This window comes from Erythrobacter sp. 3-20A1M, assembly GCF_018636735.1.
Taxonomy (GTDB): Bacteria; Pseudomonadota; Alphaproteobacteria; order Sphingomonadales; family Sphingomonadaceae; genus Alteriqipengyuania.
On sequence record NZ_CP045200.1, the window covers coordinates 740,681 to 754,338 of the forward strand.

10 protein-coding genes and 1 tRNA gene are annotated in these 13,658 nt (G+C 67.4%); 4 read left to right on the forward strand and 7 right to left on the reverse strand.

All coding sequences use genetic code 11. The features are described 5' to 3' along the window. Both F7D01_RS03600 and F7D01_RS03605 read right to left on the reverse strand, forming a co-directional pair. The gene (locus tag F7D01_RS03600) at window positions 1-1,287 is read right to left on the reverse strand and encodes a DUF418 domain-containing protein (RefSeq protein ID WP_215228871.1); all 1,287 of its coding nucleotides are present in this window, start codon (window positions 1,285-1,287) and stop codon (window positions 1-3) included. Window positions 1,288-1,342: 55 nt separating this feature from the next. After that, window positions 1,343-2,440, reverse strand: coding sequence for an SPOR domain-containing protein (locus F7D01_RS03605; protein ID WP_371819705.1), 1,098 nt, complete (start codon window positions 2,438-2,440; stop codon window positions 1,343-1,345). A 284-nt stretch (window positions 2,441-2,724) separates the two neighbouring features. On the opposite strand from F7D01_RS03605, the gene F7D01_RS03610 reads away from it, so the two are divergent. Both F7D01_RS03610 and F7D01_RS03615 read left to right on the forward strand, forming a co-directional pair. Continuing rightward, window positions 2,725-3,441, forward strand: a complete 717-nt coding sequence (locus tag F7D01_RS03610) for a ParA family protein (protein ID WP_215228873.1) — start codon at window positions 2,725-2,727, stop codon at window positions 3,439-3,441. 73 nt (window positions 3,442-3,514) lie between these two features. Beyond that, window positions 3,515-4,951, forward strand: a complete 1,437-nt coding sequence (locus F7D01_RS03615; protein ID WP_215228874.1) for a tetratricopeptide repeat protein — start codon at window positions 3,515-3,517, stop codon at window positions 4,949-4,951. A gap of 28 nt (window positions 4,952-4,979) precedes the next feature. Here F7D01_RS03615 and F7D01_RS03620 read toward each other — a convergent pair whose 3' ends face one another. Both F7D01_RS03620 and F7D01_RS03625 read right to left on the reverse strand, forming a co-directional pair. Continuing rightward, window positions 4,980-6,206 carry a dihydroorotase family protein gene (locus tag F7D01_RS03620; protein WP_215228875.1) on the reverse strand — a complete coding sequence of 409 codons (1,227 nt, stop codon included), beginning with the start codon at window positions 6,204-6,206 and terminating at the stop codon, window positions 4,980-4,982. Continuing rightward, window positions 6,203-7,165, reverse strand: a complete 963-nt coding sequence (locus F7D01_RS03625) for an aspartate carbamoyltransferase catalytic subunit (protein ID WP_215229653.1) — start codon at window positions 7,163-7,165, stop codon at window positions 6,203-6,205. The genes F7D01_RS03620 and F7D01_RS03625 overlap by 4 nt, the downstream gene beginning before the upstream one ends. A gap of 188 nt (window positions 7,166-7,353) precedes the next feature. Between F7D01_RS03625 and sppA the strand changes: the two genes are divergently transcribed. Next, entirely contained in the window at window positions 7,354-9,246 is a 1,893-nt protein-coding gene (sppA, locus tag F7D01_RS03630) for a signal peptide peptidase SppA (RefSeq protein WP_371819678.1), read from the forward strand. An 81-nt stretch (window positions 9,247-9,327) separates the two neighbouring features. Continuing rightward, a tRNA-Val gene (locus F7D01_RS03635) sits at window positions 9,328-9,402 on the forward strand. 89 nt (window positions 9,403-9,491) lie between these two features. Here the strand turns inward: F7D01_RS03635 and F7D01_RS03640 are convergent. From F7D01_RS03640 to F7D01_RS03650, 3 genes are all read right to left on the reverse strand, one after another. Continuing rightward, window positions 9,492-10,886, reverse strand: a complete 1,395-nt coding sequence (locus F7D01_RS03640) for a PepSY domain-containing protein (protein WP_215228876.1) — start codon at window positions 10,884-10,886, stop codon at window positions 9,492-9,494. Further along, window positions 10,886-12,751 carry a TonB-dependent receptor gene (locus F7D01_RS03645; protein WP_215228877.1) on the reverse strand — a complete coding sequence of 622 codons (1,866 nt, stop codon included), beginning with the start codon at window positions 12,749-12,751 and terminating at the stop codon, window positions 10,886-10,888. Before F7D01_RS03645 ends, F7D01_RS03640 begins: the two co-directional genes overlap by 1 nt. A 477-nt stretch (window positions 12,752-13,228) precedes the next feature. Then, window positions 13,229-13,657, reverse strand: coding sequence for a DUF2946 family protein (locus F7D01_RS03650; protein ID WP_215228878.1), 429 nt, complete (start codon window positions 13,655-13,657; stop codon window positions 13,229-13,231). Between the last annotated feature and the right edge of the window lies 1 nt (window position 13,658).

Sequence of the window (13,658 nt, forward strand, 5' to 3'; positions counted from 1 at the left end):
TCAGCGCCGGATCGCAAACCGGCGCCAATAGGTCAGGCACCGCCACGCCCATTCGAGCGGCCCGAAACGGAAGCGATCGAGCCACGGTTTCGACCAGGCGAGCATGAGCAGGCAGGTCGCAAACGCCACGCCGTATAGCGCCGGGCGCGACAGCACGCCGAACAACCCTCCCGCCCAGCCGTGGAACACCAGCATCATCACGATCGAGGTGCCCAGATAGTTGGAAAAGGCCGCACGGCCCGCCGCCCGGATGCGTTGCCCGAGCCAGCCGTCGCGCCCCGTGCCGACCACCGCAAGCACCGCCAGCAGCCCCACGCCCATCATCAGCCGGGGAATGTGCGACAGCGCCAGCATGGCAACCTGCGTCCCCCAGAAGGTGAAGCCTTCGCGCCATGCCCAAATCCCGGCGACCAAACTGAGAGCCGCCCCCACCGCGATACCCGCCCCGCCCCAGCCGAGCTGGCAGCGGCGGTCGAACGCGCCGGAGAACAGGCCCATCCGGTACAGCGCCATTCCGATCAATATCAGCGGCACGGTCTCGAACCCGACCATCAGGAAGCCGAGCAGCGGGTCGCTGGCGTGCTGCGCGAAATTATGGGCCACCAGCTCGCCCCAGCGACCCTGCTGGATGAGGTTCGCCTCCAGCATGGCGTCCTGTCCCGCCGCCAGCTCCGCCCCGCGCAGCGTTTCCAAGGTGTCTCCCGTGCCCTGCGCGGGCGAATTGACGACATACCATACGGGGATGGTGGACAACGCGTAGATCACCTGCCCGACGCCGTAGATCGAGAGGGCGGTGACGATCTGCGCCCGCGCCGTGAGGTTCAGGAACAGCAGCAGCACGAAGCCGCACAGCCCGTAGAGGAGGAGGATGTCCCCCTTCCAGATGAAGAAAAAATGCAGCACGCCGAACGCCAGCAGCCAGAACAGCCGCCGCGCCTGCAGGTCCGCATCCTGCCCCCGCGACCACGCCTTTTCGAGGAACAGCCACATCCCGGCACCGAACAGCATGGAGAACAGGGCGCGCATCTTCCCGTCGATCAGCACGAACTGCACCACCCACAGCACGTCCGACAGCGGGCCGTGCGGCACCATGAAGGCGTCCGGAAAGGATTGCGCGGTCGTCGGCTGGCCGAAACTGATGATATTCGCGAACAGGATCCCCATCACCGCGATCCCGCGGATGAAATCGAGATTGTCCAGCCGGTCGCCCTGTCCGGCGGCGAGCGGCACGGCAGGCTGATCGGGGGTGGCCCCGTGCGAAGATGCGGCGTCGCCCGCTTCGGTCATGACGGTTCCCCTCGTGCGGGCCCTAGCCTGCGATCGGAGAGGGGAAAAGCGGCAATCAGCGGGTGACGAGACAAGCCTCGCCCGCGCGCTTCAGCGCCGCGCAGGCGCGATCGGCCGCTTGGCGCGAGGGATATCCCGCCGCGAGCAGCTTCGTCAGCCTGCCCTCACGCTCAGTCAGCTTGGTCCGGCCCGCCAGTTCGGTCCGACCCGCGAGACGACGCCACAGCTTGTCGGCATTGCCGCCGACCGAAAAGGCACCGAGCTGCACTTTCCAGCGGCCCTGACTTACCGCTGCCGGTCCGGCTGGCGACGCGGGTTCGCGCTCGGGACTACGCCCCGGGGTGGGCCGCGCTGCTTCGGCCGGGCTCTGCGTTCCGGTGACGCGGGCGGCGTCCGCGATGGCGGCCTGCGCCGCCGCGACCGGGGTGGGAATGGTCGGGGCCGGGGCCGGGGCCGGAGCGACCGGCGGCAGCACCAGCGGTGTCGGAGCGACGGGGGCGCTCTGGGTGGGCGCGACCGGCACCCGCGCCTCGGCAGCATCGGCGAAAGTCGCGCCAGCGTCCTCCTCCCCGTCCAGATCGGCGGAGGCGAACGCCGCGCTGCGCCGCGCATCGGCTTCCGCCTTCAATCGCGGCGCGAGCAGTTGGGCCTGCTGGCGCTGCTCCAGAGGAATGTATCCGTCCATCTGCGAGATCGCCTGGCGCGCCTGCGGCAGACCCGCGGCATTGGCCAGCGTGAGCAGCGCATAGGCCCGCGTCCAGTCCTGCTCCACCAGGTCGCCGTTGAAGTGCTCGATCCCCAGCAGGTATTGCGCCCGTGGATCGCCCCGGTCCGCGGCGGTGACGATATAGGGCATCGCCTGCTCGCGCCGCCCATCCTGGAATAATACCAGCCCCAGATTGTCCGCCGCCTTCAGATGTCCCTGCACCGCAGCCTTCGCGTAATAGGATTCCGCCTGCTGCAGGTTCTTTTCCACCCCGCGACCGAGCCGGTACGCCTGTGCGAGATTGAACTGGGCATCCGCGTCGCCCCGCTCCGCGGGCTCGCGCCATTCGGCCACCGCGCGTGGGTAATCCCCCGCCTCCCACGCATCGACCCCGGCCTTCACATCGGCATGCGCCGTGCCGGATATCGCGAGGAGCGATGCGGCCACTATCAAGCTTGCGGTTCTAGCTATCGGCATGAGTTTTCGCGCCCCTTCCAATCGAATTCTCGTCCGCCCGCCCGCAATGGACCATGGTAAACGGCCAGTTGGCAAAGCATCGTTCGCTTGCGCGCGGTTCACGGGAGCGGTTTTCCTGATGTCGCTCGCCACTCGTCTTTACCGCAACAGGGCCGCCCAAGTTAATCATTAATTAGCCATGGCATGCGATCCCCCTGTCGAAACCCGTTCTGTTCAGGCGCGGGTGGACGGCACCAACCGGGGATACGCAGGCAGTGCGCGTATTGACAGTGGCATCGCAGAAAGGCGGTTCGGGCAAGACGACCTTGACCGGGCACCTTGCCGTGCAGGCCGACCGGGCAGGCATGGGCCCCATCGTCGTGATCGATCTGGATCCGCAAGCCGCACTGACCGGATGGTGGCAGGAGCGCGAGCCGGAAGAACCCGCAATGGCGGAAACCAGCGCGGCGCGCTTCGTCGCCGACATCGAATTGCTGCGCCGCCAGGGGTACAGACTGGCGGTGATCGATACCCCTGCCGCGATCGAGCCGCTGGCCGAGGCGATCGCCGCGGTCAGCGATCTGGTGCTCATCCCCACGCGTCCCAGCCCCCACGACATTCGTGCCGCCGGTTCGACCGTGGCGCTGTGCGAGCGGGCCGATCTGCCGCTGTTGTTCGTGATGAACGGTGCGACCCCCGATTCGCGGATCAACGGCGAAACCGCCCTGGCGCTGAGCCAGTACGGCACCGTCGCCCCGGTCACGCTGCACCACCGCTCCGATTTCGCATCCTCGATGATCGACGGACGCACAGTGATGGAGGCCGACCCGGGAGGACACAGTGCCGCCGAAGTCGGCGCGCTGTGGGATTTTTTGGCGGATCGCATGGAGACCAAGTTCCGCCGCACGGTCTTCATGGTTCCGGGCGGAGGCGTACGACCGCACGCCATCGCGCGGCCCAGAATGCAGTTCGGCAGGCGGGTCCCGTCATGACCGTATCGACACCCGATCCGACGCTTTTTTCGCGCCGCCGAAACATCGGACAGGCGCAAGGGGGACAGATTTCATGAACCGCCATCATCGTTTCGCCGCGCTCGCCGCGACCGGCCTCCTGCTGGGCTCCACGCTGGGCGGCTGCGCCACCGGTCGCGGCGCGCCGCGTGCCGAGGTCGCCGCCGGAAAGGCGCAGGTCGCGCTGGAAAAGGGGCGGACCGACGTCGCGCTGGCGCATGCCGAAGCCGCCGTGCTGAGCGAGCCGCGCAACGCATCCTACCGCGCCATTTTGGCAAATGCCTATCTCGAAGCGGGTCGGTTCGAATCCGCCCGCACCGCGTTCGACGATGCGCTTGAGCTGGGCGACACCTCATCGCGGACCGCGCTGGGTTATGCCCTTTCCTCCATCGGCGCAGGCGACAATGCGTCCGCGCTGGCCGTGCTGGAAGATTGGCGGAGCGATCTCGCGCCCGCCGATCTCGGCCTCGCGCTGGCGCTGGCGGGCGACGTCGATGGCGGGGTTCGCCTTATCTCGGACACCATCCGTTCGGGGCAGAACTCGCCGAAGCTGCGCCAGAATCTCGCCTACGCCTACGCCCTGCAGGGGAACTGGCGCGCCGCCCGCCTGATGGCTGTGCAGGATCTCGATCCCGCGACTGCCGATGCGCGCATCCTGGAATGGGCGCAGACCATCAGCGAGCAGAGCGGCCCACGCCAGGTGGCGAACCTGCTGGGCATCTCCATCGCCACCGATCCCGGTATGCCCCCGCAACTGGGGCTATCGAACAACCCCTCCACAGACCAGCTTGTCGCAGAGGCGGCAGCGCAGGCAAGCCCTGTAACCCAGAGCGCTGTGGAAGCCCCGCAGGTTGCGACACCCCCTCACGCCGCGAGTGCGGCTCCGGCTGCCACGGAGGCTCGCACCGCGGCGCCCGAGCCCGCTCTCACCCGCGAGTTACCCCCGGTCCAGGCGACCCCGGTGGTGGCGCGAGCCGCGCCGTCTGAACCCGCCGACAGCCCGACCCCGGCCCCTGCTCCGCTGGTCCCGGCGATGCAAATGGCGAGCGCCGCGATCGAATTCGTTTCCCAGCCGGTGGTGCAGAACCTCTTTGCAAGTCGCGGCTCCGCCCGCTTGGCCGCACCGGCGCGACCCGCGTCCGCCGCTTCGGCTGCACCGCAAACGGTTCCGGCCTCCTCCATCGCGCGCAAGAGCGCCGACGGCTCGAACCTGATCCAGCTCGGCAGTTTCTTCTCGGAAGCCGGCGCGCGCCGGTCCTGGGACATCTATACGCAGCGCTACCCCGAGCTATCCGATTGTCGCATGGTCATCACCCAGGCGACCGTGCGCGGAAGGCATTATTACCGCGTCAATGCCGCTGGCTTGAAAACCGCCGACGCGCGCGACCTTTGCGGCCGCATGAGCGAGAAGGGTCAGGGATGTATCCGCTGGACGTTCGCCAATCCCCTGCCCGGTACGACCGCGGAAAGCGTGAGGATGGCGATGCGCTGAGCCGCGCAGGAGCTACGCAAACCGAGGATCAGACTTCCACGCCACCTTTATAGAGCGTGAGGACCCGCCCCTGCGCGGGTTGGCCGTCGAACGGGGTGTTGCCTGCGCTCGCGGCCATTCGGTCGCTGGAAACGATCCACGGCTTCTCGGGATCGACGATCGCGATATCCGCCTCGTAGCCCGTGACCAGCCGTCCGGCCTCGACGCCCAGTAGCCGCGCCGGATTGTCCGCTACCAGCGCGAATGCGCGCGGCAGATCGATCACCCCATCGCGCACCAGCGACAGCACCAGCGCGAGCAGGGTCTCCGCACCCGCCATGCCCGGCGCGGCATCGGCGAAGGGCAAGCGCTTGTCTTCCGGCCCGCGCGGATCGTGTCCGCTGGCGACGACGTCGATCGTGCCGTCGCCGATCGCCTCCACCACCGCCTGTCGGTCCGCTTCGATGCGCAGAGGCGGCGAGAGGCGGGCGAAGGTGCGGAAATCGCCGGTGGCGAGGTCGGACAGCATGAAATGCGCCGGCGTGACCCCGGCGGTGACGGCCACGCCGCGCGCCTTCGCCGCCCGCACCAGATCGAGACCGGCGCGTGTCGTCACCTGCCGCAGATGCAGTCGCGCGCCCGCCATTTCCGCCAGCGCGACATCGCGCGCGATCGCCAGCGCCTCGGCTTCGGCAGGTGCGCTCGGCAGGCCGAGCCGCGTCGCCATCTCGCCCGCGGTCGCCACCGCATCCCCGGCCAGCGCGCCATCTTCCGCGTGCGACACCACGACGAGGTCGAGCATCGCGGCGTAGCGCAGGACGCGAAGCATGGTGCCGCTATCCGCGATCCAGCCGCGGCCCGTCGCGATCCCCCGCGCACCGGCATCGCGCATCAGGGCGATCTCCGCCAGTTCCGTGCCCGCGAGCCCGACCGTCGCGGCGGCCAGCGGATGGACCCAGAGATCGGGCTTCCCGCTCTTGGCGATGAAATTGACCCGCGCCGGCAGATCGAGCGGCGGCGACTGGTCGGGCATCAGCGCGGCGCGCGCGATCCCGCCGAAGTGGAACGCGGGCTTGTCCACCGCGAACACGCCCAGATCCACCAGCGCCGGAGCAACCAGCCGACCGCGCGCCTCGACAATCTCGTCATCTTCCGCCGCCACTTGTGCACCGATGGCCGCGATCCGGCCTTCGACCAGCCGCAGGCTTGCTTCTTCGATCCCGTCGGGAGTAACCAACCGACCGCCGGTAATGGTCAGCGCGCGCGCCTGCTTCACACCCACTGCCCCTCACCCATCCCGTCCCCCCAGCCGGATACTCCGCGCCCTCGCCTGGTCAGCACGTCGAGGCAGGCCATGCGGGTCGCGACCCCCATCTCCACCTGTCGCGTGATGATTGAACGGTCGAGCATGTCGGCCACGTCGCTGTCGATCTCCACCCCGCGGTTCATCGGGCCGGGATGCATCACCAGCGCGTCGGGCGCGCAGCGTTCCAGCCGCTGACGCGTGAGGCCATACAGATGGTGGTATTCGCGCGGCGAGGGGATGAACTGCCCGCTCATCCGCTCGTTCTGCAGGCGCAGCATCATGGCGACATCGGCCCCGCGCAGGGCGGCGTCGAAATCGTGGAAGGCTTGCGCTCCCATCGCCTCGATACCCGCCGGCATCAGCGCGGGCGGCGCGCAGACGCGCACCGTGGCGCCGAGCGCCTGAAGACACAGGATGTTGGAGCGGGCAACGCGGCTGTGCATGATATCGCCGCAGATGGTCACCACCAGGCCGGTGAAATCCTCCGCATCCTCCCCCCGCTCGGCCAGGGCGTGGCGCAGGGCTAGTGCATCGAGCAGCGCCTGTGTCGGATGCTCGTGCTGCCCGTCGCCCGCATTGAGCACCGGGCAGTCGACCTTGCTCGCGATCAGCGCCACCGCCCCGCTCGATCCGTGGCGGATCACGATCGCGTCGGCGCGCATGGCATTCAGCGTGATCGCGGTGTCGATCAGCGTCTCGCCCTTCTTCACGCTGGACTGCGCGGCATGCATGTTGACCACGTCAGCGCCCAGTCGCTTGCCCGCGATCTCGAAGCTGAGCAGCGTGCGCGTGGAATTTTCGAAGAAGGCGTTGATGATGGTCAGGCCGGCCAGCGTGTTCGAATGTTTGTCGGGCTGGCGGTTGAATTCGATCCACTGCTCGGCCTCGGCCAGCAGATAGAGTATCTCGTGCCGTTCGAGCTGCGCGATCGCGGTGAGGCTGGTATGCGGGAACGCTCGCCCCCCCCATGGGGAAGCGCCCCCCCGATTGCGAAGTGCCCGATCCTGCCATCAGGGCCGAGCGTCTAGAACCGGGGTGCCCCGCGCTCAAGCACATTCGGCTGGCATGGCCCGCGCGCGACGGTTATGCCTCGATAAGGATCGAAATTCGGGGTGGAATGAAAATGGCTTTTGCCAAGAGTGTCTGGAAATTGCTGGTGGGGATCAAGGACGGGCTGGTGCTCGTCTTCATGCTCCTGTTCTTCTTCGCGCTGTACGGCATCCTGACCGCCCGCCCCTCCCCCGCACAAGTCCAGGCGGGCGCACTCCTGCTCGATCTCGATGGCCACATCGTGGAAGAGAAATCGCGCATCGATCCCTTCGCCGCGCTGTTGTCCGGTGCGGTTCCGGCGACCGAGTTCGACGTGCAGGAGCTGGTCGGCGCGATCGACGCCGCCGCCGACGACGAGCGGATCAAGGCGGTGGTGCTCGACCTCACCACCTTCACCGGCGGCGGGCAGGTCCACATGCAGGACGTCGGTGCCGCGCTCGACCGGGTACGCGCCGCGAAGAAGCCGGTGCTGACCTACGCCATGGCCTATACCGACGACAGCATGATGCTGGCCGCGCACGCCAGCGAAGTGTGGGTCGATCCCCTGGGCGGGGCCGTGATCGCGGGGCCGGGCGGCAGCAATCTGTATTTCGGGCAGCTGCTGGAGAACCTTGAGGTCAACGCCCATGTCTTCAAGGTCGGGACCTACAAGTCCGCGGTCGAACCCTACATCCGCGATTCCATGTCGGAGCCGGCGCGCGAGAATGCGCAGGCCCTGCTCGGCGCGCTGTGGGAGGAATGGCAGGCGAACGTGAAGAAGGCCCGGCCCAAGCTGGATCTGGCGCGAGTAACGCAGGATCCCGTTAGCCTGGTCGAAGCGAGCGGCGGCGATCTCGCCACCGCCGCCATGCGGGCGGGCATGGTGGATCGCATCGGCAATCGGGTGGCCTTCGGCGAACGCGTGGCGCAACTCGCAGGTGAAGATCCCTATTCCTCCCTGCCCGGTGCATTCGCCCACACCGAATACGAGCCATGGCTGGCCGACAACCCCGCACCTGTCGCCGGCAAGGCGATCGGCGTCATCACCATCGCGGGCACCATCGTCGATGGCAATGCGGGGCCGGGCAGCGCGGGTGGCGAACGGATCGCGCGGCTGCTCGACGAGGCGCTGGACGACGATCTCGCCGGACTGATCGTGCGGGTCGATTCGCCGGGGGGCTCGGTCACCGCGAGCGAGGAAATCCGCGCTGCGATCCAGCGTTACCGGGACAAGGGCACGCCCGTCGCCGTAAGCATGGCCAACCTGGCCGCCAGCGGGGGCTATTGGGTCTCCACCTCCAGCGACCGCATTTTTGCCGAGCCGGAGACCATTACCGGCTCGATCGGCATCTTCGCCGTGCTTCCGACGTTCGAGAGACTGGCGGCGAAATACGGCGTCAATTCCGACGGCGTGCGCACCACGCCGCTGTCCGGCCAGCCCGACTTGATCGGTGGCCTCACGCCGGAGGTCGAACGGCTGCTGCAGGCGACGATCAACAACGGGTACAACGACTTTCTCACCCGCGTCGCGCAGTCGCGCTCCATGGCACCCGCGGCGGTCGACAAGATCGCGCAGGGGCGGGTGTGGGACGGGGGAACCGCCCGCCAGATCGGACTGGTCGATCAGTTCGGCGGTCTTCCCGACGCCGCCGCCTGGGTCGCGGGCAAGGCGGGCATCGCGCAGGGCAACGACTATCATCTGGTCTTCCTGGGGGACGCGGAAACGCCCTACGACAACCTGCTGCGCACGCTTTTGCTGACCCAGGAGTCCGATACCGCGGCGCGCGGGCAGGACCTTTTCGCCATGGCCACCCAGCGCCAGGAAGCGGCCCTGTTCCAGGCGCGGGACGAGGCGATCCGGCTGATCGGATACCCGGGCATGCAGGCCTATTGCCTCGCCTGTCCCAAACCCGTGGCCGCGCCTTCCGGCCAGGCGCTTCCCGGCGGCTGGCTGGCGCAGGTGCTCGCTCGCCTGAATTGAGTGCGCTCTCGCTTGCGCAGCGCTGGATAAGGTGGCATGGGCGCGCCTTCGCCAGCGGCACGGCCATCGGCCAGCCCGGGCGGGCGCGTAGCTCAGTGGTAGAGCACACCCTTCACACGGGTGGGGTCGCAAGTTCAATCCTTGCCGCGCCCACCATCTTTTCAGTGGCTTGGAAGAGATGGTCGGCGGGCCTTTGCGGTTTGCTTTGGGGTCAGCCATAGGGCATTCCAATCCGCTGAGTGTTCCTACGCCGAACGCAGCCCGAGAATCCGCCGCAATGAAAGCCGCTTCCTCAGGATCGTTCGTTCGATAAGGGTCACCAGTCCGAGGCTCAGGCCGAACAAGGGGACCAGCAAGGCAAGCGCGATGACCGCAGCGACCAAAGCTGCGCTATGTCGGATCGCGCCTTTCCCAGGTGGTGCACCCAGCAGGCCTTGCGGTCGCCGGCGCCACCACATGACGATGCTCGAGATCGCCAGCGTGACGAGAGCGACCAGCGTCAGCAGGCCCAGAAGCTGATTGGCGAGGCCGAACAGCGCACCTTCGTGAACCGCGATGCCGTATCCGACCAGGCGATCTATCCAGTGGTGCCGGGAGAAATCCTGGCGTCCGACCACTGCCCCGGTCCGACCGTCGATTTCGACGGTCTCGCGTTCGGGCCGGTCGGCGGCGTTCGACTGCGCCTTCCAGCGTTCCGATCCCGCCTTCGGCGGCGTAATCTCGACCGGGGCCGATAGGCCGAGAAGTGACGCGGTTGCGACCACCCGATCCAGCTCACCAGCTCGCGACCCGTCCATCGCGACGGAGCCAGCCGCCATATGTTCGGCATGGGGACCCAGTGCGGTGCGGCTCTGTCGATCGAGCGCCGCGCGCTCGCGCGCATCGGCATCGGACCCGCGCGACCAGTCGACAGGACCGTCGACCTGCCCCGTGGTCTCTCGCACCAACGCCAGGTAATCGCCCCAGTTCTTCGCCCAGGGAAGTCCGGTAAGGATCAGCAGGACCGCGAACAGGGAAACCCAGACGCCGGTGACGGCATGCAGGTCCTTCCAGAACACCCGGTCCGATCGCCGCAGCCGGGGGTAGAGCACGCCGCCCATCCCGGCTCGATCGCGCGGCCACCACAGGAACAGGCCCGTCAGCAGCATCACGATCGCCCAGCTCGCGGCGAGCTCCACCAGCGTCGAGCCCCAGCGCCCCGCCATCAGTTCGCCATGGAGGCGGAAGATCACGCGCATCAGCCGGTCTTCTTCGCCCACGGTCTTCAGCACCGCGCCGGTACTGGGATGGAGATAGACCCGCGTTTCCTCTGCGCCCACGCCGACAACGATCCGCTGGGCATCGTTTGACCCTTCGCGCATGACGAACCGGTGCAGGACCGATCCCGGCACGACCGCCTCGGCGCGTTCGACGAGCTTGGACGGGGCCACGGGCGCACCCGCCAGCGCGAGATTGTCGTAGGGCCGATCGATCCAGCCCTCGATCTGCGGCTTGAACAGGTAGATTCCACCCGTCACCGACAGCCACAGGATGAACGGAACGGTGAAAAGCCCGGCATAGAAGTGCCATCGCCACACCGTGCGATACCAGCGTTCGTACCTGAGCGCGGGAGCGCCAGGATTGGCGGTGGCGCGGGCCATCAGAAACCTCCCTTCCAACGCAGGCTCGCGACGAACGTGCGGCCCGGATAGGGATGGAAAACGAAGGCCTTCTCATCCAGCAGGTTGTCGACGCCCAAATCGAGATCGAAGCGACCGAAATGGATGCTCGATTTCAGATCGACGAAGGTGAACGGCGAAACGCAATAATAGGTGTCGCAGCGCGAGCTGGCGCTGTTTTCCAGATTGCGTTCCGGCGTGCTCTGGTGGCGGACATTCGCCGCCAGATCGAGCATCGGCGATACGGCGTAGCGCAGCGAAGCGTTCGCCCGCCATTCGGGCACGCGCGGGAAGCGATTGCCCTCCAGCGTCGGATTGAGCGGGTTGTCGGTGATCTTCGCATCGATCCAGGACACGTTCCCGTCGAAGGACAGGCCGGGGATGAACAGATCTTCCGCCGCCACGATGAAATCGACGCCCCAGGTTTCGACCTCGCCGATGTTGGTGATCAGCGACTGGCTGACCGGCACGCCGGGATCGGTCGGGCTCGGAACCAGGATGGTCTGCCCGAACAGCGTTTCGTCGACCGCCTGTCGGAACCCGCTGAGCGTGAGCTTCACATTGCCGAACCGGCGCGATCCGGTGAGTTGCAGGTCGAAGCCCCGCTCCGGTTTCAGATCAGGATCGAAACCGTCCAGATCGATCTGCCCCACGTTCGGGCCGTAGCCGATCAGGCTCGCCTGATAGAGCTCGCCGATGGTGGGAAAACGTGTCGCCCATGCTGCCGAAGCCACCAGCTCGGTCGCATCGTCGGGGCGGAAGGTCAGCGCGAGCTTGGGCGACAGTGCATCCTCCGACCGGGAAGCGTAATCGACGCGGGTGCCGCCATTGCTGAGGAAACCGTCGCTCGCGCGCCAGTTCTCGTAGCGCAGGCCGAGCGTCGCCTCAATCATAGGGGTCAGCGCGACGGCATCCTGCGCGAACACACCCATCAGGCGCGTTTCGCCGCCGGAGGAATTGCGGACGGCGCTGGGAACGCCGCCGCGCCAGTCGCTTACCGCCCCGGTGCGGTTCTCGCCCGCATAGGCCGCATAAGACGCGCCCAGTGCGACCCGCTGCGCGCCGAAGGTCCGCTCGGCCGAAGCTTCGAGGCTGGTCCAGTGCGCGTCCTTGTCGGTGACGATGCCGCTGTCAGGAATGATCCCCGTGAGGACATCGACCCCGTCGGACTGCCGACCGCGATCCTTCAGCAACTCGAACCGGCTGGCGGTCAGATCGATGCTCCACCCCGAGACTTCGCCCGACAGTCCGAGACCGGCCAGCAATTCGTCGCTGCGCGTCTGCCCGCGCGTGACGCCCGCGATGCCGACGAATATCGCATTGCCTGCCCCGTCCCGCAGAAAGCTTCGGGGATCGGTCGTGTCTTCGGCATCGAGCAGCAGCGCGGCTAGTCCGCGCGCTTCCCAGCCGGCGCCAAGGTCGTAATTGCCCCGCAAGCGGATCTGGTCCTCGACGCTCTCGACCACGCTGTCCTGCGCCGCGATGCGCAGCGGAAAGCCCAGCGCATCGTCGACGATCGCCTGGCCGGCATAGGGTGTACCCGGCGCGACCGTGCGCCATTGCTGCGGCTGGCCCTGGTTCTCGAAATGGCGATAGGCGACCGACACGCCCCCGCGCGAACCCAGCGCGACATCCGCCTGTCCGTCCAGAGCGTAGCCGAACAGGTCCTCGTCGGTGTCGTAATACTGGTAGTTCTGGTAGACGCCCTGCGCGCCCAAGCGGATCGCGTTCTCGCGCACCGGCGCGGTTTCCAGGCGCAACACCCCGCCAAGCGAATTGCCCGAATAGCGCGCCGAGGTCGGCCCGTAGACGATCTCCGCCCGCGCGATGTCGGTGGGCGAAAGCACCGCCCATTTCGGCGCAGTATCGAAGTGGCACCGAGGAAATCGGAAATCAGGAACCCGTCGACCGTCACCAGCGCGCGCGGGGTCTGCGTGGTGTGCATGTTCCGGAATGAGAGCGTGGCGTTGGCGTCGCCGACATAACGCTTCCTGACGATCAGATCGGGGGCGTAACGGATCACGTCCTCGCTGTTGATCGCATTGATCGCCCGGATCTGGTCGGCATCGATCGCGACGCCCAGCGCCGGGGTTTCGAGCGATTGCAGTTCGCGGCTGTCGAGCGTGCCGGTGACCACGATCGTGGGGCCGGAGCTTTCGTCGATAGCTGTCTCGGCGGGCTCTTCGGCGAGCGCGGGGAAGGATACGAGGAGCAGAGCCGACACGCCCAGCGGCGCGCGGCAAATATGATTGAACGGCATGGAAACACCCTGATTGATAACATCGACAGGCGCCGCACGAAGCGTGGACGCCGGAGCAAGGAAATCAGGTGTGCGAGGGTGGTCCGGTTGCCGGCGGAGGGGGAGCCGCGAGGCCTTGGCCGATGGAGACCGTTGGCAAGGCCGCGAAAATTCCCTGTTCAGGCGCAGGCGCGGGAAGGTCGATATCGGGCTGGGGAGCGAACGTGGCGATGTGCGCGGCAACGCCATAGGGGCAGTGCTTCGACATGCTGTCGGGCCTCGTCGGCTCGTGGTCCCCATGCCCCATCGCCGCTGCCATCATCGCGCGTACGTGTTTGGCGAACACGGCCTGCTCGGTCGGCGTCAGACCTTCTGAGCAAATGGTGACCGCGAAACTGCCATCCGCACCGCGCATGGGCATCCATCCGCGCGGCACCGCCGCGCCCATCGCCACCGCGAACGCGGCGAGACACAGGAAGCCGAAACGAAGTGCGTGATAGCCCGATGAGATCACC